Annotated in this window: 22 protein-coding genes and 1 riboswitch; of the genes, 13 read left to right on the top strand and 9 right to left on the bottom strand. The window is 74.4% G+C overall.

Features of this window, described 5'->3' with window-relative positions; translation table 11 throughout:
- Positions 1-93: 93 nt before the first annotated feature.
- From shc to OO47_RS36810, 6 genes are all read left to right on the top strand, one after another.
- Complete coding sequence (shc, locus tag OO47_RS09465) at positions 94-2,169, top strand: squalene--hopene cyclase (protein WP_030215567.1); 2,076 nt, start codon at positions 94-96, stop codon at positions 2,167-2,169.
- Positions 2,169-2,843 carry a phosphorylase family protein gene (locus OO47_RS09460; protein WP_030215565.1) on the top strand — a complete coding sequence of 225 codons (675 nt, stop codon included), beginning with the start codon at positions 2,169-2,171 and terminating at the stop codon, positions 2,841-2,843. The genes shc and OO47_RS09460 overlap by 1 nt, the downstream gene beginning before the upstream one ends.
- A gap of 7 nt (positions 2,844-2,850) precedes the next feature.
- A complete protein-coding gene (gene hpnH, locus OO47_RS09455) occupies positions 2,851-3,873 on the top strand; it encodes an adenosyl-hopene transferase HpnH (RefSeq protein ID WP_030215562.1) in 1,023 nt (340 codons plus the stop codon).
- A 16-nt stretch (positions 3,874-3,889) separates the two neighbouring features.
- Positions 3,890-5,278, top strand: coding sequence for an aspartate aminotransferase family protein (locus OO47_RS09450; RefSeq protein ID WP_030215561.1), 1,389 nt, complete (start codon positions 3,890-3,892; stop codon positions 5,276-5,278).
- Positions 5,279-5,354: 76 nt separating this feature from the next.
- A complete protein-coding gene (locus OO47_RS09445) occupies positions 5,355-5,984 on the top strand; it encodes a helix-turn-helix domain-containing protein (protein WP_030215560.1) in 630 nt (209 codons plus the stop codon).
- Positions 5,985-6,003: 19 nt separating this feature from the next.
- Positions 6,004-6,180 (top strand): DUF6126 family protein, encoded by a 177-nt coding sequence (locus tag OO47_RS36810; RefSeq protein ID WP_158708645.1) that lies wholly within the window; start codon positions 6,004-6,006, stop codon positions 6,178-6,180.
- Between the two features lie 18 nt (positions 6,181-6,198).
- Here OO47_RS36810 and OO47_RS09440 read toward each other — a convergent pair whose 3' ends face one another.
- On the bottom strand, positions 6,199-7,014 hold the full coding sequence (locus tag OO47_RS09440; RefSeq protein ID WP_030215559.1) for a tyrosine-protein phosphatase: 816 nt from the start codon (positions 7,012-7,014) through the stop codon (positions 6,199-6,201).
- 389 nt (positions 7,015-7,403) lie between these two features.
- Positions 7,404-7,564, top strand: a riboswitch (cyclic di-AMP (ydaO/yuaA leader).
- 3 nt (positions 7,565-7,567) lie between these two features.
- On the opposite strand from OO47_RS09440, the gene OO47_RS09435 reads away from it, so the two are divergent.
- Together OO47_RS09435 and OO47_RS09430 are read left to right on the top strand one after the other, a co-directional pair.
- On the top strand, positions 7,568-8,542 hold the full coding sequence (locus OO47_RS09435) for a M23 family metallopeptidase (protein ID WP_030215558.1): 975 nt from the start codon (positions 7,568-7,570) through the stop codon (positions 8,540-8,542).
- 157 nt (positions 8,543-8,699) lie between these two features.
- On the top strand, positions 8,700-9,512 hold the full coding sequence (locus OO47_RS09430) for an SGNH/GDSL hydrolase family protein (protein ID WP_030215547.1): 813 nt from the start codon (positions 8,700-8,702) through the stop codon (positions 9,510-9,512).
- Here the strand turns inward: OO47_RS09430 and OO47_RS09425 are convergent.
- The 5 genes from OO47_RS09425 to OO47_RS09405 are packed head-to-tail and all read right to left on the bottom strand — an operon-like array spanning position 9,499 to position 14,689.
- Positions 9,499-10,377 carry an STM4011 family radical SAM protein gene (locus tag OO47_RS09425; RefSeq protein ID WP_030215544.1) on the bottom strand — a complete coding sequence of 293 codons (879 nt, stop codon included), beginning with the start codon at positions 10,375-10,377 and terminating at the stop codon, positions 9,499-9,501. The genes OO47_RS09430 and OO47_RS09425 overlap by 14 nt on opposite strands.
- Positions 10,378-10,387: 10 nt before the next feature.
- Positions 10,388-11,713 carry an STM4012 family radical SAM protein gene (locus OO47_RS09420; protein ID WP_033208615.1) on the bottom strand — a complete coding sequence of 442 codons (1,326 nt, stop codon included), beginning with the start codon at positions 11,711-11,713 and terminating at the stop codon, positions 10,388-10,390.
- Positions 11,714-11,760: 47 nt separating this feature from the next.
- Complete coding sequence (locus tag OO47_RS09415; RefSeq protein WP_033208612.1) at positions 11,761-12,582, bottom strand: STM4013/SEN3800 family hydrolase; 822 nt, start codon at positions 12,580-12,582, stop codon at positions 11,761-11,763.
- Between the two features lie 11 nt (positions 12,583-12,593).
- A complete protein-coding gene (locus OO47_RS09410; RefSeq protein ID WP_030215526.1) occupies positions 12,594-13,733 on the bottom strand; it encodes an STM4014 family protein in 1,140 nt (379 codons plus the stop codon).
- Entirely contained in the window at positions 13,730-14,689 is a 960-nt protein-coding gene (locus OO47_RS09405; protein ID WP_030215523.1) for an STM4015 family protein, read from the bottom strand. The genes OO47_RS09410 and OO47_RS09405 overlap by 4 nt, the downstream gene beginning before the upstream one ends.
- A 268-nt stretch (positions 14,690-14,957) precedes the next feature.
- Between OO47_RS09405 and OO47_RS09400 the strand changes: the two genes are divergently transcribed.
- The 3 genes from OO47_RS09400 (at position 14,958) to OO47_RS09390 (ending at position 17,285) form a co-directional block, all read left to right on the top strand.
- Positions 14,958-15,284 (top strand): hypothetical protein, encoded by a 327-nt coding sequence (locus OO47_RS09400; protein ID WP_030215521.1) that lies wholly within the window; start codon positions 14,958-14,960, stop codon positions 15,282-15,284.
- Between the two features lie 60 nt (positions 15,285-15,344).
- Positions 15,345-16,364 (top strand): DUF6745 domain-containing protein, encoded by a 1,020-nt coding sequence (locus OO47_RS09395; RefSeq protein ID WP_030215518.1) that lies wholly within the window; start codon positions 15,345-15,347, stop codon positions 16,362-16,364.
- Positions 16,365-16,508: 144 nt separating this feature from the next.
- A complete protein-coding gene (locus OO47_RS09390; protein ID WP_030215515.1) occupies positions 16,509-17,285 on the top strand; it encodes an SIMPL domain-containing protein in 777 nt (258 codons plus the stop codon).
- A 69-nt stretch (positions 17,286-17,354) separates the two neighbouring features.
- Here the strand turns inward: OO47_RS09390 and OO47_RS09385 are convergent, their stop codons facing one another.
- Positions 17,355-17,966, bottom strand: a complete 612-nt coding sequence (locus tag OO47_RS09385; RefSeq protein ID WP_030215513.1) for a TetR/AcrR family transcriptional regulator — start codon at positions 17,964-17,966, stop codon at positions 17,355-17,357.
- A 168-nt stretch (positions 17,967-18,134) separates the two neighbouring features.
- Here OO47_RS09385 and OO47_RS09380 point away from each other — a divergent pair, with 168 nt between their 5' ends.
- Positions 18,135-19,334, top strand: a complete 1,200-nt coding sequence (locus OO47_RS09380) for an MBL fold metallo-hydrolase (protein WP_030215510.1) — start codon at positions 18,135-18,137, stop codon at positions 19,332-19,334.
- A 38-nt stretch (positions 19,335-19,372) separates the two neighbouring features.
- On the opposite strand, the gene OO47_RS09375 is transcribed toward OO47_RS09380, so the two are convergent.
- Both OO47_RS09375 and OO47_RS09370 read right to left on the bottom strand, forming a co-directional pair.
- Positions 19,373-19,774: a hypothetical protein gene (locus tag OO47_RS09375; RefSeq protein WP_051716112.1), complete on the bottom strand. Its 402-nt coding sequence runs from the start codon at positions 19,772-19,774 to the stop codon at positions 19,373-19,375.
- Positions 19,771-20,361 carry a hypothetical protein gene (locus OO47_RS09370; protein WP_051716111.1) on the bottom strand — a complete coding sequence of 197 codons (591 nt, stop codon included), beginning with the start codon at positions 20,359-20,361 and terminating at the stop codon, positions 19,771-19,773. The genes OO47_RS09375 and OO47_RS09370 overlap by 4 nt, the downstream gene beginning before the upstream one ends.
- A 694-nt stretch (positions 20,362-21,055) precedes the next feature.
- Here OO47_RS09370 and OO47_RS09365 point away from each other — a divergent pair.
- Complete coding sequence (locus OO47_RS09365; RefSeq protein WP_030215500.1) at positions 21,056-23,017, top strand: ATP-binding protein; 1,962 nt, start codon at positions 21,056-21,058, stop codon at positions 23,015-23,017.
- Positions 23,018-23,022 lie beyond the last annotated feature (5 nt).

Here is a 23,022-nt window from a genome sequence, read left to right as displayed (position 1 = left end):
TATGAGTTCGCGGTCGCCGGCCGGTGCCACCCGGCGCCGGCCGACGGCAGACCCGCAGGAGCAGAAGGAAACAGACTGCACGAAGGGGAAGCCATGACAGCGACGACCGACGGAAGCGCCGGGGCCGCGAGCCCCCGGACGGCCGTGGACGGCGAGACGACCGACACCGCCCTCCCGGAAGGGGCCGCCCCCGCCCCGGGAAGAACCCTCCCGGAAGGGGCCGCCCCCGCCCCGGGAAGAACCCTCCCGGAGGGGACCGCCCCCGCCCCGGGAAGACTCGACGAGACCGCCGCGCGGGCCGCGGCACGGGCCGCCGAGCACCTCCTCGCCCTCCAGGACCCGGCGGGCTGGTGGAAGGGCGACCTGGAGACCAACGTCACCATGGACGCCGAGGACCTGCTCCTCCGCCAGTTCCTGGGCATCCTCGACCCCGGGACCACCCGGGCCGCGGCCCTCCACGTCCGCCGCGAGCAGCGCGAGGACGGCACCTGGTCCACCTTCTACGGCGGACCCGGCGAGCTCTCCACCACCGTCGAGGCCTATGTGGCCCTGCGGCTCGCCGGGGACCCGCCCGACGCCCCGCACATGGCCCGCGCCTCCGCGTGGGTCCGCGCCCACGGCGGCATCGCGGACACCCGGGTCTTCACCCGCATCTGGCTCGCCCTCTTCGGATGGTGGCGCTGGGAGGACCTGCCCGAGCTGCCCCCGGAGATGCTCTTCCTGCCCAAGTGGTTCCCGCTCAACATCTACGACTTCGGCTGCTGGGCCCGCCAGACGATCGTGCCGCTCACCGTGGTCTCCGCCAAGCGCCCGGTCCGCCCCGCGCCCTTCCCCCTGGACGAGCTGCACACCGACCCGGCCCGCCCGAACCCGCCCCGCCCGCTCGCCCCGGCGACCGGCTGGGACGGGATCTTCCAGCGGATCGACAAGGCGCTGCACCTCTACCACCGGGTGGCGCCGCGCCCGGTGCGCGAGGTGGCCATGAACCTCGCCGCCCGCTGGATCGTCGAGCGCCAGGAGAACGACGGCTGCTGGGGCGGCATCCAGCCCCCCGCCGTCTACTCGATCATCGCCCTCCACCTCCTCGGCTACGACCTCGGGCACCCCGTCATGCGGGCCGGCCTGGAGTCCCTCGACCGCTTCGCCGTCCGGCGCGAGGACGGCTCCCGGATGATCGAGGCCTGCCAGTCCCCGGTCTGGGACACCTGCCTCGCCACCATCGCCCTCGCCGACGCCGGGCTCCCGCCCGACCACCCGGCCCTGGTGAAGGCCGTCGACTGGATGCTGGACGAGGAGATCACCCGGGCCGGGGACTGGGCGGTGCGCCGGCCCGGACTCCCGCCGGGCGGCTGGGCGTTCGAGTTCCACAACGACAACTACCCCGACACCGACGACACCGCCGAGGTCCTGCTCGCCCTGCGCCGGGTCCGGCACCCCGACCCCGCCCGGGTCGAGGCCGCCGTCGCCCGGGGCGCGCGCTGGACGCTCGGCATGCAGTCCCGCGACGGCGCCTGGGGGGCCTTCGACGCCGACAACACCAGCGTCCTCCCCAACAAGCTGCCCTTCTGCGACTTCGGCGAGGTCGTCGACCCGCCCTCCGCCGACGTCACCGCGCACGTGGTGGAGATGCTGGCCCACGAGGGCCTGGCCGGGGACCCGCGCACCCGGCGGGGAATCGAGTGGCTGCTCGCCGCCCAGGAGCCGAACGGCGGATGGTTCGGCCGCTGGGGCGTCAACCTGGTGTACGGGACGGGCTCCGTGCTCCCCGCCCTCGCCGCCGCCGGAATCCCCGCCTCCCACCCGGCGGTCCGCCGGGCCGTCGCCTGGCTCGGCTCCGTGCAGAACGAGGACGGCGGCTGGGGCGAGGACCTGCGCTCGTACCAGGACGAGCAGTGGCTCGGGCGGGGCGCCTCCACCGCCTCCCAGACCGCGTGGGCGCTGATCGCCCTGCTCGCCGCGGGCGAGCGGGAGTCCGAGCCGGTCCGCCGGGGGATCTCCTGGCTGACCGAGACCCAGCTCCCGGACGGTTCGTGGGACGAGCCGTACTTCACCGGCACCGGGTTCCCCTGGGACTTCTCGATCAACTACCACCTCTACCGCCAGGTCTTCCCCCTCACGGCGCTCGGCCGCTACGCGCACGGGGAGCCGTCGCTCCGCAAGGAGGGGTGATGGGCCGCGCGCCCGCCCCCGGCGCCGCCACCCCGCCGCTCCTGATCGCCTGCGCGCTCGGCATCGAGCAGCTCGCCCTGCGCAGCGGCGACCGGGGCGGCGCCCCCGGGCCGGTCACCGTGCTGCGGACGGGCATGGGCCCCGAGCGGGCCCGGACGGCGGTCTCCCGGGCGCTGGGGGAGCGGCGCCGCTGGGACGCGGCCGTGATCGCCTCCGGGTTCTGCGCGGGGCTCGCCCCGGGCATGCACCCCGGGGACCTGGTGGTCGCCGACGAGACCCGCGGGCCCGACGGCACGACCGCGTGCACCGGCCCGGACCTCCTGGTGAAGGCCCTGGTCAGGGCGGTGCCGGGGCGGTCCGTGCACATCGGCCCGCTGTCCGGCTCCGACCATGTGGTGCGGGGCCCGGAGCGGGCCGCGCTGCGCGGCACGGGCGCGATCGCCGTCGACATGGAGTCCGCCGCGACCCTGCGTACCGCACGGGCCGCCGGAGCCTTCGGAGAGGGGCCGGGCGCGCGTCCGGTTGCGGCCGTCCGGGTGGTCGTGGACGCTCCAGAGCATGAGCTGGTCCGTATTGGCACGGTACGCGGGGGAATATCAGCCTTTCGCGTCCTTCGTGCCGTCCTTCCCGCTTTCTACGAATGGCACCGTTCTTTGCTGCTCCCCAGGAGGTGAGCGAGTTATGGCCATGCCGCTCCGTCAGTCCATCCGGGTCGGGACCTACCTCTTCGAACAGAAGCTCCGCAAGCGCGACAAGTTCCCGCTGATCGTCGAGCTCGAACCGCTCTTCGCCTGCAACCTCAAGTGCGAGGGCTGCGGGAAGATCCAGCACCCGGCGGGTGTCCTCAAGCAGCGCATGCCGGTCGCCCAGGCGGTCGGCGCGGTCCTGGAGTCCGGCGCCCCCATGGTGTCCATCGCGGGCGGCGAGCCCCTGATGCACCCTCAGATCCATGAGATCGTGCGCCAGTTGGTCGACCGCCGGAAGTACGTCTTCCTCTGCACCAACGCGATGCTGCTGCGCAAGAAGCTGGAGAACTTCACCCCCTCCCCGTACTTCGCCTTCGCCGTGCACATCGACGGGCTGCGCGAGCGCCACGACGAGTCGGTGGCCAAGGAGGGCGTCTTCGACGAGGCGGTGGCGGCGATCAAGGAGGCCAAGCGGCGCGGTTTCCGGGTCACCACCAACTCGACCTTCTTCAACACCGACACCCCGCAGACCGTCATCGAGGTGCTCAACTACCTCAACGACGACCTCCAGGTCGACGAGATGATGATCTCGCCCGCCTACGCCTACGAGAAGGCCCCCGACCAGGAGCACTTCCTCGGCGTCGAGCAGACCCGGGAGCTCTTCAGGAAGGCGTTCGCCGGTGGGAACCGGCGCCGCTGGCGCCTGAACCACTCGCCGCTCTTCCTGGACTTCCTGGAGGGCAGGGCCGACTTCCCCTGCACCGCCTGGGCCATCCCGAACTACTCCCTCTTCGGCTGGCAGCGGCCCTGCTACCTGATGAGCGACGGCTACGTCCCCACGTACCGCGAGCTCGTCGAGGAGACCGACTGGGAGAAGTACGGCCGGGGCAAGGACCCGCGCTGCGCCAACTGCATGGCGCACTGCGGCTACGAGCCCACCGCCGTCCTCGCCACCATGGGCTCCCTCAAGGAGTCCCTGCGCGCGGTCCGGGAGACCGCCTCCGGGAACAGCAGGTGAGCGGGGTGAGCGGCGCGTGACCGGCGGCGGGTTCGACCTGCGGGCCCTGCTCGCCGAGCGCGGCGGCGAGCGGTACGAGCTGCACTCCCGGTACCTCAACCCCCAGCTGCCGCGCATGCTCCGCACCATCGGCTTCGACAAGGTGTACGAGCGGGCCGAGGGCGCCCACTTCTGGGACGCCGACGGGAACGACTACCTGGACATGCTCGCCGGCTTCGGCGTGATGGGCCTCGGACGGCACCACCCCGTCGTCCGCAAGGCCCTCCACGACGTCCTGGACGCCGGCCTCGCCGACCTCACCCGCTTCGACTGCCAGCCGCTGCCCGGCCTCCTCGCCGAGCGGCTGCTCGCCCACAGCCCCCACCTCGACCGCGTCTTCTTCGGCAACAGTGGCACCGAGGCCGTCGAGACCGCCCTCAAGTTCGCCCGGTACGCCACCGGGCGGCCCAGGATCGTCTACTGCGCCCACGCCTTCCACGGGCTCACCGCCGGCTCCCTCTCCGTCAACGGGGAGCGGGGCTTCCGGGACGGCTTCGCCCCGCTCCTGCCGGACACCGCGATCGCCCTCGGCGACCTCGACGCCCTGGAGCGGGAGCTGCGGAAGGGGGACGTGGCCGGCTTCGTCGTGGAGCCGATCCAGGGCAAGGGCGTCCACGAGGCCCCGCCCGGCTTCCTGCGCGCGGCCCAGGAGCTGCTGCGCCGGCACGGCGCCCTGCTGATCGCGGACGAGGTGCAGACCGGCCTCGGCAGGACCGGCGACTTCTACGCGTACCAGCACGAGGAGGGCGTCGAGCCGGACCTGGTCTGCGTCGCCAAGGCGCTCTCCGGCGGCTACGTGCCGATCGGCGCCACCCTCGGCACGGACCGGATCTTCCGGAAGGTCTACTCGTCCATGGACCGGGTCCTGGTCCACTCCGCCAGCTTCGGGTCGAACGCGCAGGCCATGGCCGCCGGGCTCGCCGTCCTCTCCGTGATGGAGGACGAGGGCACGGTGGCCCGCGCGCGCCGGATCGGCGACCTGCTCTCCGGCCGCCTCAAGGAGCTGGTGCCCCGGTACGAGCTGCTGCACGAGATCCGCGGGCGCGGCCTGATGATCGGCATCGAGTTCGGCCGGCCGTCCTCGCTCGGGCTGCGCGGCCGCTGGACGATGCTCCAGGCGGCCCGCAAGGGCCTCTTCGCCCAGATGGTCGTCGTGCCGCTGCTCCAGCGGCACAGGATCCTCACCCAGGTCTCCGGGGACCACCTGGAGGTGATCAAGCTGATCCCGCCGCTCGTCGTCGACGAGGCGGACGTGGACCGGTTCGTCACCGCCTTCACGGCGGTCATGGACGAGGCCCACGGCGGGGGCGGCCTGATGTGGGACTTCGGGAAGACCCTGGTCAGGCAGGCGGTCGCGCAGCGCTGACCGGAAAGGACCCTCCGGGTTTTGCCTCTGGGGCAAGAAACTTGCCTCAGAGGCACGATCCTGGCGGAATGGACGCATGGACCACGTCCCCGGGGACACCTCCCCGGACCCCGCCGCCTCCGGCGCCCTGCCCGACGTCGCCCCGCAGCTGCGGGCCCTGCGCCGGCGCCGGGGCCTCACCCTGGAGGCCGCCGCCCGGCGGGCCGGCCTCTCGCCCGCCCACCTCTCGCGCCTGGAGACGGGGAACCGGCAGCCCTCGCTGCCGATGCTGCTCGCCCTGTCCCGCATCTACGGTACGACGGTCTCCGAGCTCCTGGGAGAGGTGCCCCCCGAGCGCGACCCCGTCGTCCGGGCCGGCCGCTCCGAGCCCGTCGAGGCGGACGGCTGGATCTACCGCCAGGCGGGCGGCGCCGGGCGCGCCCTCCAGTGCCTGCGGGTCCACGTGCCGTACGCCACCCGGGCCGACATCGTGCGCGTCCACGCCGGAGAGGAGTGGATCCACGTCCTGGAGGGGCGGGTGCGGCTCGCGCTCGGCGAGGCGGTCCACGTCCTCGACCCCGGGGACAGCGCGCACTTCGACTCGCTCACCCCGCACCGGATCGGCGCCGCCACGCAGGGCGGGGCCGAGCTGCTCTTCGTCCACACCCTGGTGCAGAGCCCCGTCGCCGAGCTGTGCCTCGGCGACGGGACCCCGCACCGGCGCTGACCGCCGTAACGATTCTTCCGTGACGATTCTTCAGGAAAGGGCCGACATGTCCGAGAAGTCCGTACCCGTCACCGGCGAGGAGCGCGGGGAGGGCAAGTTCCCCAAGGGGCTGGTGCTCCGTCTCTTCGCCTACCTGATCGCCGGGCACCTCTTCGCCGGCTTCCTCTACCTGCTCTTCGCGATGGGTGCGAAGTAGGGCCCGGGCGGACAGGCCCTACGCCTCGGTGAGCAGGCGCTCCCGCAGCAGCTCGCGGGTCTCCGGGGACAGCGACAGGCCCGTGGCGAAGTAGGCGTCCACCGAGCCCCAGGTCGTCTCGATGGTCTCGAAGGCGGCCCGCAGGTACTCCGCCCGCGCGTCGAAGAGCGGGCTCAGCAGCTCCATCACCTCGGGCCCCATGGCGTCCGGGGCGGTGGAGCTGCGGCGCACCTTGTAGCGGCGGTGCGGCTCGTTCGACTTCACGTAGTCGGCCTCGATCGCGGTCCGCTCGACCCCGACGGCGAGCAGGGTGATCGCGACGGCGAGCCCGGCCCGGTCCTTGCCCGCCGCGCAGTGCATCAGGGCCGGGACGCTCTCCTCCGCCATGGAGTGCAGGATCCGGCTGTGCTCCGCGGTCCGCTCGACCACCATGCGCCGGTACGAATCGGACATCCGGGCCGCGGCCCTGCCGTCGCCGAGGACCTCCCGCAGCTGGACGGTGTCGCCGTCGCGCACCAGCTTCCAGAACTCCTTGCCGTCGGCCGGGTCGTTGAGGGGTATGTTCACGTTCCGCACGCCGGGCAGCTCGACGTCCGGGCCCTCGATCCGCCGGTCGGCCTCGTTGCGGAAGTCGAAGACCGTGTGCAGCCCGAGACCGGCGAGGAAGGCGGCGTCGTCCTCGGTCGCGTGGGCGAGGTGGCCGCTGCGGAAGAGGCGGCCGGGACGGACCGCGCGCCCGTCCGTCGTCGGCAGACCGCCCACGTCCCGGAAGTTGCGGACCTCCGTCAGCTCGGGCTCGGCGGCGTCGATGGGCGGGACCTGCTGCTGCGTCACGGATGCTCCTGGAGATGTCGTCGTACGGATGCCGAGGTGAAATCGGTTCCGGGGGCAATCATCCGGGCGGGAGCGGCGCGGCGCACCCCCTCGGACAGGAATGGGTGATCTGTCCGAATTAAGCCATTGGGCATAACGCGCCCTGATTGCAGGCGAGATGGGATTCGACGCGTGAGCAGCGTCATAGAAGTGACGGATCGTGGCCGGGGTTCCGGCGCGATTTCCTTACGGGAAAAGGGAGTCGGAGGACCGCCGTCCACGGAGGGTGACCGGAATTCCGGTGGAACGATCTAGGGCGGAATACCGGTGAGGAACAACGGCTTGTTCGCGCCGACCCCGCTCGTCTAGCGTCACGCTCAATCCGGACGGACCGCCGAATCCTGCCACCGTCCGGAATTCCACCCATCCCATGCGTGGCAGGAGCGGGGGACCCAAGGAAGTACGCCGGTCCCGCGACGCAGGACGGCTAGGGGTGAAGTCGCGCGAGAGCGCGGCCGGACATCTCCAGTCCGAACCCGACAGCTCACCTCGCAGGCGCCGGAGAGGATTCGCCATGCCCGCGAAGGGTAAGCACCGCCGTCCCAAGAACAACCCCCTCACCCGCGGATTCGCCGCCGCCGGTACGGGAGGCGCCGTCGTCGCCCTTCCGCTCCTCGGCGCCACCGGGGCCCACGCCGCCGAGCAGGCCGCCCCGGCCGCCGCCTCCGTCCAGTCCGTCGTCACCGCGCAGCCCGTCGCGGCGAAGGCCGCCGCCCCCGCGAAGGCCGCCCCTTCGAAGGCCGCCGCGGAGAGCGGCCCCCGGACGTACTCCGTCGTCCCCGGCGACTACCTGTCGAAGATCGCCGCCGACCACCACCTCGCGGGCGGCTGGCAGCGGATCTACGAGGACAACCGCCGGACCATCGGCGCCGACCCCTCCCTCATCATGCCCGGCATGAAGCTCACCATCGGCGCCAAGGGCTCCGTCCCCACCGGCCCGAAGAGCACCACCGGCGCCCGGAGCGCCGGGAAGAACGGCGACGACGCCCCCCGCGCCTCCCGCGAGAGCCGCCGCGCCGCCGCCCCGGCCACCACCGCCCCGAAGGCCGCGGAGAAGAGCTCCACCGGCTCCACCGCCTCCTCCTCCGGCTGGGTCGCCCCCGTCACCGGCGGCTTCTCCACCCCGTACCGCGCCTCCGGCTCCATGTGGTCCTCCGGCTACCACACCGGCGTCGACTTCATCGCCTCCTCCGGCACCACCGTCCGCGCCGTCGGCGCCGGCACGGTCGTCTCCGCCGGCTGGAGCGGCTCGTACGGCAACGAGGTCGTCATCCAGCACGCGGACGGCAACTACTCGCAGTACGCCCACCTCTCCTCCCTCTCGGTCTCGGCCGGGCAGAGCGTCAGCGGCGGGCAGCAGATCGGCCTCTCCGGTTCCACCGGCAACTCCACCGGCCCGCACCTGCACTTCGAGATCCGCACCACGCCGAACTACGGCTCGGACATCGACCCGCTGGCCTACCTGCGCCAGCACGGCGTCTCCGTCTGACCCCCCGGCGCATTCCTTTCCGGCGGCCCGGCACGTACGTGCCGGGCCGCCGGCCTGTTCCGACTTGGGCGAATCTTTATCGGTGGCATATATCACCCGTCGTCAACCCCTCCTTACGGTCGCGTAGGTCACATGCGAAAGGGAAGGATGTGCCCCCGTGGCAGACGATTCGAGATCAAGAGACAAGAACGCATTCGGGTCGTACGCGGCGATCGGTGACAGCTTCACCGAGGGCGTCGGAGACCCCGGCCCCGACGGGACGTACGTCGGCTGGGCGGACCGCTTCGCGGTCCTGCTCGCCGACCAGCTGCCGGAGCACGACGCCTTCCGCTACGCCAACCTGGCCGTACGCGGGCGCCTCCTCGACCAGATCGTGGCGGAACAGGTCCCCCGGGCGAAGGAACTCGCCCCCGACCTGGTGACCTTCTGCGCGGGCGGCAACGACATCATCCGCCCCGGCACCGACCCGGACGACGTGGCCGAGCGCTTCGAGCGCGCCGTCGCCGACCTGACCTCCGCCGTCGGCACGGTCATGGTCACCACCGGCTTCGACACCCGCGACGTCCCCGTGCTCCGGCACCTGCGCGGCAAGATCGCCACCTACACCGCGCACGTCCGGGCCATCGCGGACCGCCACGGCTGCCCGGTCCTCGACCTGTGGTCGCTGAGGTCCGTGCAGGACCGGCGCGCCTGGGACGACGACCGGCTGCACCTCTCGCCCGAGGGACACACCCGGGTCGCCCTGCGCGCCGCCCAGGTCCTCGGCCTGCCGGTGCCCGCCGACCCCGACCAGGCGTGGCCGCCGGTCCCGCCGCGCGGCTCCCTCGAAGTGCGCCGCGACAACATCCAGTGGGCGCGGGAGTACCTCGTGCCCTGGATCGGGCGCCGGCTGCGCGGCGAGAGCTCAGGGGACCACGTCGAGGCCAAGCGCCCCCACCTGATGCCCCTCGGGGACCTCATGCCCCTGTAGTCCGGGGCGGGACGGGCGGGGGGACGGCGGCGGGGATCCGCTCCAGGACCCCGCCCGCGAACACGTCGTACAGCGGCAGCGTCTCCAGGTGCACGTAGCCGATGTGGCAGTCGCAGACGGCGAGGGGGCAGGCGCGGGGACGCAGGGCGGCGCGGTACGAACCGTCGTACAGGTTCCCCAGCTCGGCCTTGACGAAGTGGCAGCGCCGCACCGTCCCCCCGCCGTCCACCGACACCACCGACTCGCCGGTCCGGCAGGGCAGCCCCGCCGAGCGGTGCGGATGCCGGCTGTACGGGAAGAGCGGGTCCAGCTCCGTCCACCCGTCGGCCTCCGCGTCGGTGTACGCGTGCCCCTCGGCCGCGTTCACCCACAGGTACACGTGCGGCGGCAGCGCCTCCCGCAGCCTCCGCGCCTCCTCCCGGTGCTCCGGGAGCCCCACCACGCCCACGCTGAACCGGACGCCCCGGTCCGCCAGGTCGCGGCACCTGCCGAGGAAGCGCTCGTACGGCGTCTGCCCCGGGTGGTACGTGCACCAGAGCGCCACGGCCTCCCGGTCCGCCTCCGCCAGCCAGTCGGTCCGGCAGCTCAGATTGGTCTGGATCGCCACCCGCTCGACGTGCGGCAGCCGCGACAGCTCGACCAGCGCCCGCCGGTACCAGGAGCGCACCAGGCCCTCGCCCCACGGCGTGAACAGGATCCGCAGCCGGTCCCCGGTCTGCCCGGCGGCCCACCCGGTGAACCGCTCCAGCGCCGCCCGGTCCGCGCGCAACTGCTCGCGGCCGTCCCGGCGCTTGGCGAACGGGCAGTACGGGCAGTCGTAGTCGCAGGAGGACAGCGGCCCCCGGTAGAGCAGCGTCAGGTCCACGGCCGCCCCCTCACTTCGGCTCGTACGCGGCCATCGCGGCCCGCACCCCGGGCGAGAACAGCTCCGGACCGAGCCCGTCCGAGTGCGCGAGCCCCTCCGGCGAGAGCCGCAGCAGCCCCGCCGGCGCCTCCCCGTCCAGCCAGCCCAGCGCCTCGAACCGGGCCAGCTCCCCGGGGAAGTCCGCGAACGGCGAGGACCCGAACCGCTCCTCGTACCCGGCCACCGGCATCCCCTCCGCCTGGAGCAGCGACTGCAGCAGATGGCGGCGCCGGGCCTCCCCGGCGTCGACCCACCGGCCGACCCGGGCGCGCGAGAAGTCCCCGGTCTCCGTGTACGCGTCGATGATCGAGCGGATCTCCCGCATGTCGACGGCGTAGTCGAAGGAGTAGTGCAGGGCCGAGGTGTACGAACGCGCCCCGCAGCCCAGGCCGATCATCCCGTCCGTCTGGCACGCGTGGTCGTCGGGACCGGACGGCGCCGCGTCCCGCCGCCGGAACATCCGCATCGACACCTGCTCGTAGCCGCGCTCCAGGAGGTGGTCCCGGCCGTACCGGTAGAGCCGCAGCCGCCGCCCGTCCCACTCCCGGTCGTCCTCCGGGGGCGTCCGGCCCAGACCGGTCAGCGGCCGGACGTACAGCGGATAGAGGTACAGCTCCTCGGGCCGCCAGGCCAGGGCCGTGTCGAGCGAGCGGCGCCAGGACTCCTCGGTCTGCCCGTCGATCCCGTAGATCAGGTCGATGTTGAGCACCGGGACGCCGGTGTCCCGGATGCGGCCGAGCGCCGCCTCGACGTCCGCGCGGCGCTGCGGCCGGACCGCCGCCCGCGCCTCGGCCTCCACGAAGCTCTGCACCCCGATGCTCAGCCGGGTCGCGCCCCGCTCCGCGAGCACCGCGAGCCGGTCGGCGGTCGCGGTCGCGGGCGAGGTCTCCACCGACAGCGGCACCGCCCGCAGGTCCGCGCCCATCCGCCGCTCCGCGATGTCGCAGAGCCGCTCCAGCTCGCCGGCGGTCAGGAAGGTGGGCGTGCCGCCGCCGAACGCGGCCGTCGCGAACCGCACCGGCTCCGCGTCCCCGAGCGCCTCGCGCACGGCGGTCGCCTGCCGGTCGAGGGCGTCCAGGTAGCGGGTGGTCAGCTCGCCGGGGGCGCCGATCCGGGTGAAGAGGTTGCAGAAGCCGCAGCGGACCTCGCAGAACGGCACGTGCGCGTAGAGCGAGAGCGCGTCCTTCGGCTCCCCGGCCCAGAGCGCGGCGAGCTCCGGGGGATCGGTCAGCTCCCGGTACGCGGTCTTGTGGGGGTAGGCGTAGACGTAGCTGCGGTACGGGCGGGGGGCGGGGATCTCCGCGGTCTTCACGCGGCGGCCTCCCCGGGCGCGGTCGGCGGTGCTCACGCGGCGGCCTCCCCGTCCGGGCCCGGCAGGACGAACTGCGCGTACGGCACCGTCCACACGACCTCGTGGCCGAGCCGGTGACCGGTGAAGCCGTCCTCCCCGTACGCCGTGCCGTGGTCGGAGCAGACGATCGCGAAACACGGGCGCCGGGAGCCCATCGCGGCGAAGAGCCGCCCGATGTGCCGGTCGACGTACTCCAGGGCCGCCGCGTGCGTCTCCCGGGAGTCGCCCGCCTCGCGGGTCGCCCCCGGCAGGTGGAACCAGTTGGGCTGGTGCAGCGCCGACACGTTCACGAAGAGGAAGAGCCGCTCCTCGCGGGGGAGTCCGGCCACGACCTCCTCGGCGCGGGCGACCTGGGACTCGAACGAGGTCGGGGACGCGACGCCGAAGGAGGGCTCCCAGTGGCTCTCCTCGAAGAGCCCGGGCAGTACGGAGCCGAGCGGCGGCTGCCCGTTGAAGAACCCCACCCCGCCGACGCAGACCGTCCGGTAGCCCTCGGCCGCGAGGGCGGAGACGAAGTCCGGTGTGTCGTGGACCCAGGTGCCGTCGGCGGTCGACTCGCTCCCCGCGAACCGGGCGGCGAACAGCCGGGGATGGGGCCCCTGCGCGGCGGGCGTCGGCAGGAAGCCGGCGAAGATCGCCTGGTGGGAGGCGTAGGTGAAGCTCCCCGGCGCGTGCCGCCGCTCCCAGACCCCGCCGGGCAGGTGCCGGGCCAGGTGCGGGATGCGGCCCTCGGCCGCCAGCTCGGCGGCCACGTCGTACCGGAGCGTGTCGAGGGTGACCAGGAGCAGGTCGTGGCTGCCGACGATCGCGTTCATGTCGGGCTGGTTCACGCGGTGCTCGTTCCTGTGGTGCTTGAGTCGCAAGGTGTACGGGGGAACAGCGCGGCCACCTGGGCCGCGTAGGTGTCGAGGCCCTCGGCCCCGCCGCCCGGCAGGCCCGTGAGCCGGGGCAGCAGGTCGCCGAAGGCGTTGACCTCGCCCACGGCGAAGCTGCGCCAGCCGGACGCGGGCAGCAGGTCGACGCCCACGCACCGGGTGCCGGGGAACGCGGCGGCGGCCCGCTCGCACACCTCCAGCGCGTCCGCCCACCGCGCCCCGGCGGCGGCGATCGCGGCCCGGGCCGCGTCCAGGTCGCCCCGGGCCCCGCCCAGGTGCAGATTGGTCAGGGGGGAGCGGCTGGTGCGGAGCACGGCGTGGGTGGCCCGCCCGTCGATCACCACCACCCGCAGGTCGGCGGCCCGCCCGTCCTGGACGGCCTTCGGCAGCCACCGCTCGACGTGCAGGCCGTCGGGGGCCAGGGCGTCCACGATCGCGGCGACCTCGCGCTCGCTCGTGTAGCGCCGCACCCGCAGGGAGTTGAACAGCCGCCCGGCCGGATCGCGCTCCACCGAGGTGGTGGCCCGGACCCGGCCCGCGCCGTTCGTCTCCACCGCGAGCACCCCCGAGGCGGAGGAGCCGTGCGCGAGCTTCACGAACACCCGGCGCATCCCCGCCCCGGCCGTCAGCGCCCGGACGTCCGCCCAGCCGCGCACGGCCGGCGCGGCGGCGCCGGAGGTCGGCGACGCGGGAACCGGCACGCCGGCCGCCCGCAGCCGGCCGTGGGTCAGCCGCTTGTCGAACAGGACCGGCAGCTCGGCCGGGTCGTCCACGAGGACCGCCCCCGCCTCCTCGACGCTCCGGGCGAGCTCCGCCACGGCGGCGGTGAACCGCGCGTACCAGCGGCCGGTGCCCTCGACCCGGGCCGGATCGTCCACCCCGCGCAGCAGCCGGTCGGCCTCCGGCTCCTCACCGGGCGAGTCCAGGCGCACGGTCTCGCCCGCCGCGAACCGGGCCCGGCCCCGCAGCGCGTCCGGCCAGGACACGACCCGCGCCCCGGGCAGCCCGGCGGACCGCAGCGCGTCCTGGAAGAACGCGACGCGGCGGCCCGCCGGAACGCCGACGACCACGGGGCGCGGGCCGGGGGTCATTCGGCGACCGCGACGTACCGGTGGACCTCGCCGTCGCCGTACTCCTCCGGCGTCTGCGCGTCGTCGAGGACCACGGTCACGCCGTGCGGGACGAGCGCGGCCCGCAGCCGCTCCCGCATCGGCTCCGAGAGGTAGTGGTGCGACAGGTCCAGGTACGCCAGGTGGGTCAGGGGCTGCCCATCGAGCAGGGCCGCCGCGCCCTCGTCGGTGAGCACGCCCATGGACAGGTCGAGCCGTTCGATCCGGGCGACGACGGGCGCGCCCGCCACGGCCGCGGCGATCGCGTCCTCGATCACGCTGTTGCGCAGGCCCAGGTGGCGCAGGGCGGGGAAGGACGTGCCGGCCAGCAGCGGCGCCAGGTCCTCGGGGGTGCTGTCGCCGCCGTACTCGTCGGTGCCGAGCCAGAGTTCCAGGTTCTCCAGGGCGGGCAGGTCGCTGCCGGCGATCCCGCGCACGACCTCGGCGCCCAGACCGCCGGCCTCCACCACCAGGGTCTCCAGGGCGGTGTGCCGGACCGGCGGGAAGACCAGGTCCGTGCCGCCGCGCACGCCCAGCTCGCGCAGCGCCGGGTAGGCGGCGAGCAGCGGCGTCACGTCGGACTGGACGATCCAGGAGATCTCGCAGTCCTCGAAGGTCATGTCGCCGAGGAAGAGCGCCTCCAGGCCGGTGAGCCGGTTGTTGGCGCCCATCAGGGCGGTCACGATGCCGGCGGACGAGGTCTCGTACGGCTCGTCCCAGCCGCCGACGACGAGCGCGCGCACCCGGGAGGCGTCGACCGCCTTCAGGAACCGCTCGAAGCGCGGGCCCCAGCGCTCGTCCCCGGGGTCGGAGTACGTCGGCGCGGAGATCCGCCAGGCGACCCCGGCCGCGTCGGGCAGCTCGACCGGCGCGGCCGCGTCCGGGAAGTCGAAGACGGGAAGGCCGTGGAACTCCTGCAGGTGGTGGCCGATGGTCATGACGGTGCTCCAGAGAACGGACGGCGCGGGTCGCTGAACCCCTGAGTTCTACCAAGCCGCGCCGACGGCCTTCCGCGCCGGGTGCCGTACGGGCGCGCGCCGGGCCGTTCCGTACGGGACCGGGTGCGCCGGGTTCGTTCCGCACCGGGTCGGGTGCGCCGTGCGGGTCGGGTGCGCCGTACGGGTCGGGACCGGGGCGGTTGTCAGTGGCGGCCCCTAGCGTCGTTCCCGTGACCGGCCGACCGCGCCGGACGGGGAGGGGACAGCCATGTACCGGCAGGGAGACGTGCTGATCGTGTCCGTCGACGAGACGGCCGTTCCGGAGCGCGCGAGGACGGCGGCGGGGGAGCCGAGGGACGCCCGGGGCCGTCTCGTCCTCGCCTTCGGCGAGGTCACCGGGCACGCCCACGCGATCCCCGGACCCGGCCGGCTCGTGCGGGAGCCGGGGCCCCACGGCCCCTTCCTGCTCGAACTGCCCGAGGGCGGCCGGGTGGTGCACGAGGAGCACGCCCCGATACCGCTGCCGAAGGGCTGGTACCGGGTGGTGCGCCAGCGGGAGTACGTGCCGGGCGCCTACCGGATCGTCGCCGACTGACACACCCGCACATCGACCGACCGATCCAGGTCACCAGAGGAATCCGGGGGACACCGAGACATGAACCGCACCACCGCACAGGACAAGTGGCGGGCCGTTGCCGCGGCCACCGGGCCCGCCGACCGCGCCGCCGCCGAGGCCGGCGTCCGGCTCGCCTACCGCACGGCGGGCCTCGCCGAGCCGCGCCGCGTCCTCTGGGCGGACTCGCCGCTCGCCGCCGTCGCGCTCCTGGACGGCCTGGCGGACCGGGGCCGTTCGGTACGGGAGGAGGTGCGCACGCGGCCGTGGGCCGAGGAGCGCCGCCGCCTCCACGACGCGCTCGGCCCGGCGGGCTGGGCCGCGCACTGGCAGGCGACGGGGGCGGCGCTCTGGGACCTCAACCGGGCCCTCGCCGACCGGATACGGGCCGTGGTGGCGCAGGCCCGCGAGGCGGCGGGTGAGAGGGGCGGAGGCCAGGACGGCGTCCGGCTCGTCCTGCTCGACGCCGTCCTCGGCCAGCACGACGCCGCCTGGCTCGCCGCCTTCGACGGGCACGGCGAGCGCCTGGCGGGGCTCGCCGCCGTCGCCGCGCACGCGGGCTGGTGGTGGCCGTACGAGGACGTGGCCGTGGTCTGCGAGCGGCCCGTCGAGCTCCACCGCGACGAGGCCGGGCGCCTCGACCGGGGCGACGGGCCGGCGCTCGCCTACCCCGACGGGTTCGCCCTCCACGCCTGGCGGGGCATGGCGGTCTCCGCCGCCTTCCTGGCCGGCCTCCCGGGCCTCACCCCCGAGCGGATCCGCGAGGAGGAGAACGCCGAACTGCGGCGCGTGATGCTGGAGCACTACGGCTACGACCGCTACCTCGCCGCCTCCGGGGCCCGGCACGAGCACCGCGACGAGACGGGCGTCCTGTGGCGGATCGGCCTGGACGACGACGAGGACGTGGCGATGGTCGAGGTCGTGAACTCCACGCCCGAACCGGACGGCACCCACCGCACGTACTGGCTGCGGGTGCCGCCCGCGACCCGGACCGCGCGGGAGGGCGTCGCCTGGACCTTCGGCCTCCGCCCCGAGGCGTACGAACCGCTCGTCCAGACCTGAGCCGCGTGCCCCGGTGGCGGTAACCGGCTGGTACGGACAGGGGAGACGGGGACGCCGGTCAGGAGTGGCGCACGGGGAGCGGCGGCGCCGGGTGCTGGGATGTGCCCGCCGGAGCCCCGGCATCCACATCCGAAGGGACCGCCTGTGACGACCCGCCGGCCACGCGCCGCCGCCCGCACCGCCCGTCTGCTCGCCGCCACCGCCGTACTCGGCGGCCTCCTCGCCGGCACCGCCGCCCCCGCCCTGGCCGCCGCGCCCGCCGGGACGCCCCTGCCCGCCGCCGCCCGTGAGGCCGCGCCCGCCACGGTCACCGTCGCCGGGCACGGACGCGCGGCCGCCGCGCCCGACCTGGCGATCCTGTCCATCGGGGTCGAGGCCGGCCGCGCGACGGCGAAGGAGGCGATGGCGGCGCAGAAGACCGCGGCCGAAGCCCTCCTCGCGGTGCTGTACAAGCAGGGGATCGCCGAGCGGGACATCCGCACCGACAGCCTCTCGCTGGCCCCGGTCTACACCCAGAGCGCCGAGGGGGAGAGCAGGGTGACCGGCTACCAGGCCGGCCAGGCCTTCTCCGTGAAGGTCCGCGACATCGACAGGACCGGGCAGGTCGTCGGCGCCGTCAACGACGCGACCCGGGACGCGGGCCGGATCAACGGCGTCGTGTTCGACGTGGCCGACCCGTCGGCGCTGCGGGCCAAGGCGCGGGAGGCCGCCTTCCGGGACGCGTACGACAAGGCGGCGCAGCACGCCCGGCTCAGCGGCCACCGGCTCGGCCGGCTCGTCTCGCTGAGCGAGGGCGAGTCCGTGCGCCCCGGTCCCGGCGGGGCCGCCCCCACCCTCTCCGCCGAGGACACGGGCGTCCCCACGGCCCCCGGTGAGATCGAGGAGCAGATCACGGTCTCGGCGGTCTTCGAACTGCTCTGACGGCTGCTCCGACGGGGCCCCGCCGACCGGCTCCGACGGATCAGGACCCCGCGGGGCCGCCCGCTCCCCTCACCCCCGGGCCTCCCCGCCCGGGAGGCCCAGTTCCCGGGCGAGGGCGGCGTCGGCCCAGCGGAGCATCGCGGTACGGGAGAGGGAGCCGGCGTAGGCGGTGGTCTGGACGGCGAGGCCGTCGAGGAAGGCGGTGAGCCGCCAGGCCGCCTCGGCCGGGTCAGGGCAGGAGAACTCCCCGGCGTCGGCCCCCTCCGCGATCACCCGGGTCAGCGCCGCCTTCCACTCCTGGTCGAGGGAGGCGGCGACCCGGCGCAGCTCCGGATCGCGCAGCGAGGCCGCCCAGCCCTCGATCCAGAGGCGCCAGCCCTTGGCCTGCCCGCTCGGGGCGTACCAGCGGACCGCCGATCGCAGCCGCCGCACCGCCGTGGTGCGCCGGCCGAGCAGCCGCCGCAGATGGGCGAGGTCGGCCTCGGCGGCGTGCGCGAAGGCGGCCGCGACCAGCTGCTCCTTGGAAGCGAAGTGATAGAGCACGAGCGCGTTGCTCACGCCGAGCGCCGAGGCCACGTCGGCGATCCGCACGGCCGCGACCCCGCGCGCCTCGATCTGCTCCACGGCGGCCCGCAGCAGCTCCTCCCGCCGCTCGGCCACGTTCAACCGCACTCTCGTCACGCCCGGCAGCCTACACAGCACATGACAAGAGCATGATCAAAGAAGGCTCCGGCGCGTACGCGCCCCCGCACCGTCCGTGGTCGCCGCCGCCCGCCGGGGCCGGCACCGCCCCGTCCCTCCGCTCACGGGCCGCCCATAATGGAACGACCCCAGAGATCAGGAGGTCCTGTGACCGGTACAGGCCCAGACCGTTCACCGGGGACCCGGCCGCGCGTGCCGCGCCCCGAGTCCTTCGGCGCGGAACCCGCCGGCGAGCGCCTCGCCCGCATCCGCCGCTCCCCGAACTTCAGGAACGGGATCTTTCAGAACCCCGAGGAGGCGCGACGGGGCCCGTCCGGCTCCGCCGTCGCGCTGGCCAAGGTCTACTTCGATAAGGAGGGCCGCGCGAGCAGGGCCCCCGCCGGCCCGATCCCCGTCCACCCCACCACCGTGGCCGACCTGGCACGCCCCCCGGCCACCGGCCTGCGCCTCACCTGGACGGGACACTCCGGCGTCCTCGCGGAGATCGACGGCCACCGCGTCCTGTTCGACCCGGTCTGGGGCGACCGCTGCTCCCCGTTTCCGTTCGCCGGCCCCAAGCGGCTCCACCCGGTGCCCGCCCCGCTCGCCGCGCTCGGCCCGGTCGACGCGGTCGTGATCTCGCACGACCACTACGACCACCTGGACCTGCCGACGATCAAGGAGCTCGCCACCACCGACACCCTCTTCGCGGTGCCGCTCGGCGTCGGCGCACACCTGGAGCACTGGGGCGTACCGGCCTCCCGGCTGCGGGAACTGGACTGGAACGAGTCGACGGAGATCGGCGACCTGCGCCTCACGGCCACCCCCGCCCGCCACTTCTGCGGCCGCGGCCTGCGCAACAAGCAGCACACCCTCTGGGCCTCCTGGGTCGCCGAGGGGCCCGAGCACCGGGTCTTCCACAGCGGCGACACCGGGTACTTCTCCGGCTTCCGGGACATCGGCGCGGACCACGGACCCTTCGACGCCACCATGATCCAGCTCGGCGCCTACTCGGAGTTCTGGGCCGACATACACATGACCCCCGCCGAAGGCCTGCGCGCCCATCTCGACCTCCAGGGCGGGCGCCCGCACGGCGTGCTGCTGCCGATCCACTGGGGCACCTTCAACCTCGCCCCGCACCCGTGGGCCGAGCCCGGGGAGTGGACGAGGGACGCGGCCGGGGAGGCGGGCCAGGCGGTGGCGTTCCCCCGCCCCGGCGAGCCGTTCGAACCCGCCGGGAGGCTGCCCTCCGACCCGTGGTGGCGCGGGATCTCCCGGCCCCTCGTCCGTCCGTGGCGCCGCACCCGGCCCGTCGGGACCGCGCCCGAGCCGCGCGGCGGCGACCTCGACCTCACGGGGGACCGCTGACGCCGTCCTGAGGGCCGGGCCCGTGGCGGGCCCGCCCCTCAGGAGCGGGGCCGGAACCCCAGCAGGCCGCTCACCTCGACCGAGAGCGGGAGAAGGACCCCGTAGTCGGCCGGGGGGACGCGGAACCCGTTCTCGCGGGCGGCGCGCAGGAAGTCCCCGGGAAGGGCGATCCGGTACCGCTCGACGTACTTCGCCAGGTCCGCACGCCAGACGAACGCGCCGTCGGTGAGCACGGACGAACCGCCCGGGACGCGGAACGCGCCGCCGATGACGTCGGTCGTGAGCTCGGTGACGTCGAGGAGCGGGTGGCCGGAGGCGAGGTAGTCGGCCAGTTCCCCGACCGGGTACCTCCCCCCGCCCGATTCGGGCGCGGGGACGGGCCCGCCCCAGGCCGCGTCGTAGTGCGCGTCCATCTCCCGGTAGAAGCCGATCGGCTTCACCCCGGCCTCCGGCGACGGGCGGGGAGGGCCGCCCGTGGCCGCCGCCGTCGATCCGCGGCACCCGGCACGTGCCGGGGCGGACTCAGAGCCACCACGACCATGACCGGGAGGTCCGTGTCGTGCTGGACCAGGCCGGCGGTCAGGGTCCGGCCGTCGAGAGCCCACCTCTTCAGCGCGACGAACTCGTCCTCGTCCCCGTCTTCGCCCCCGCCCTCGCCCTCGTCCCCGTCCCCGTCCTTCGCCGTTCGCCCGACCTCGGCGAGCCGGCCGGCGAAGGAGGAGCCCTCGATCTCGGGGAGGAAGCCGGCGAGGACCCGCTCCCCCTCCTCGTGGACGGCCTCCACGTCGTCGAAGTAGCCCGACTCGTCGACGTCCCGGATCCAGACGGCGAACGAGACGCTGACCACCCCGCCGCCGGACGTCCGGATCCAGGCCCCGACGCCGTCCTTGTCCCACGAGGTCTCCACGCCGTCACGGGGCCTGCCCCCGGGCGCCCATCCCCGGGCCGAGAACCGCGCCGCCGCCCCCTCGGCGGTCAGCGGGTCGAGGACCCCGAGCTCCTCCAGCATCGCGCCCACCGCAGTCATGGACCCCTTCCCTTCATGCCGTCGCCGGGCACGCGACGCGCCCCCGGCCGCCCGCCGGCGTGCGCCTCTGAGAACGCCCCGGACAGCGCTTCGTCCACGTGCGCGGCCCCATCCGCAGGACACCGTACGACGGCCCCCTCACCTCCGAGGCCCTCACTCCACGTGATGCGCCCCCGTGGCCGACGCCGTCGAGCGCGTGGATCCGGCCACCGGCACGAGCGCCGGCCGGAGGCCGGAGGGCGTCGTTCGCGGATGCGTACCGGCGGTGCCGGAGGGCGGTGCACCCTTGTGGAGCCGGACGGGTCCGCATCACCGCCGGGGGATTCCGGTCGGGAGCGATTTCCGTGGAGGGCGGAGGCGCGAGGACGCCTCCGCCCTCCTCCGCTCCCGCTCCCCGTCGATCACTCCGCGCCACGACGACGACTTTCGGCCGACCGTTCTCGGCCTGTTGTGCGAGGGGCGATACCAGACGGGGTCGCTCTACGGGTAAGTTTGCCAACTGCGCACCGCACATGAACGGTTGACGACTACAGTGTGTGGTTGATGATCATCGGTAGGCTCATCCCGCCCCCCGTAGACGACCCCGTAGACGACCCGTAGACGCCCGCTCCAGTCCGCCCCGGTAGAACACCCAGCACGCCCCCAGCACCCTCCCCGCAGTACGCCGACTCCTGGGCACGTACCAAGGACACTCATGTCTCAACTTCGCGCACCCTCCTCGCGTTCCGACCGACGCGAGGGAGGGCGGCACGGCCGGCCCGGCGCCCGCTCCGCCACCGGTAACGGCAGCAACCCCACGGCGCAGCCCCCCGCGCCGCTCCCCGCGGAAGCCCGCATACGTCCCCAACTCCTGCGCACCTCGGTCCTCCCCGCCGTCGCGGTGGCCCTCGGCGGCGCGGCGGCCGTCCTCTTCACCATCCGCTCCACCGGAGCCACCCCCACCCCCGGCCTCTGGGCCGCCCTCACCGGCGCCGCCGCCCTCACCGTCGCCTCCGTCGCGGCCGCCGCGCTCGGCGCCGACCGTGCCGCCAAGGCGGTCCTCGACCGCTGCAACGCCCTGCGCCGCACCAGCGCCCGCGGCCAGAGCGAACTGCGCGCGATCGTCGAACAACTGCGCAGGGGAGAGGGGATCCCGCCCCGGCCCGCCCCGCCGGCCGCGTCCGCCCCAGGTGACGAATTCGACCTCCTCACACAGGAACTGACGCGTTCTCACGAGGCCGCCGTGGCGGCCGTCGTGCAGGCGTCCCGGCTCTCCAGCAGCGTCGGGAACGAGCAGAAGGTCGAGGTCTTCGTCAACCTCGCCCGGCGCCTCCAGTCCCTGGTCCACCGCGAGATCCAGCTCCTGGACGAACTGGAGAACGAGGTCGAGGACCCGGAGCTGCTCAAGGGCCTGTTCCACGTCGACCACCTGGCCACCCGCATCCGCCGCCACGCCGAGAACCTCGCCGTGCTCGGCGGCGCCATCTCCCGCCGCCAGTGGTCGAACCCGGTCACCATGACCGAGGTGCTCCGCTCCTCCATCGCCGAGGTCGAGCAGTACCCGCGCGTGAAGCTCGTACCCCCGATCGACGGTACGCTGCGGGGCCATGCCGTGGCCGACGTCATCCACCTCCTCGCCGAACTCGTCGAGAACGCGACGCTGTTCTCCGCGCCGCACACCACGGTGCTGCTGCGCGCCCAGTACGTCACGGCGGGCCTCGCGATCGAGGTCGAGGACCGCGGCCTCGGCATGCCCGCCGCCGAGCAGAACAAGATGAACGCCCTGCTCGCCGACCCCGACCAGGTCAACGTCTCGCACCTGCTCCAGGACGGTCGCATCGGACTCTTCGTCGTCTCGGCCCTCGCCCGGCGGCACGGCATCGCCGTACGCCTCCAGTCCAACATCTACGGCGGAGTCCAGGCCGTGCTCGTCCTCCCGCAGGGCCTCCTCGGCGCCGACCCGGAGGGCCTCGCCCAGCACGAGCGCCAGACCGCCGCGACCGCCGGATCCTCGGCCATCCCGCCCGGCCAGGTGCAGCTGCAGCCCCAGCCCCCGGCCCAGCCCGCGGTCACGGCCCCGCAGCCCGCACCGGACCGGACCCCGGGCCACACCCCGGCCCACGCACCGGACCCGGGCCGGCACCCGGCTCCCGTACCGGCCGGGGCCCCGTCCCACCAGGTCCCGTCCCCCGCCGCCCCGTCCCACCCGCAGGCCCCCGCGCCCGCAGCGGCGAACGGAGCGTCCGTCCCGCACGCACCGGCGTCCGCGCCCTCCCCGGAGCGGGCCGACACCCGCCACGAGGAGGCCTCCGCCACCGGCTCGTACGCGTACCCCCGTACGACCGTGTCGACCGGCGGCTACGGGGACACCGGCCACGCCCCCGCGGCCCCGGACCGTCCGGCCGACACCGGGCACCCGGGCCCGCCGGCCTCCCTGGTCGCGCCGCTGCCCCCGGCACCCCCCGCCGAGGACAACGGCAGGCCCCTGCTCCCCAAGCGGCGCGCGCAGGAGCACCTCGTCCCGCAGCTGCGGGAGGAGCCCGCGGCCCGCAGGACCGAGGAGCACGCCCTGCACGACCCGGGTCTGATGGCCGCGTTCCAGCGCGGTATCGGCCTCGCCGAATCCCAGCCCGCCCCCCATGAGTCGCCGCGTCCCGGCGACGCCCACAAGGAGTAGATGCA

The organism is Streptomyces bikiniensis, from assembly GCF_000716625.1.
In the GTDB taxonomy this organism is placed as follows: Bacteria; Actinomycetota; Actinomycetes; order Streptomycetales; family Streptomycetaceae; genus Streptomyces; species Streptomyces bikiniensis.
This window is presented reverse-complemented; position numbering and strand designations above follow the sequence as displayed.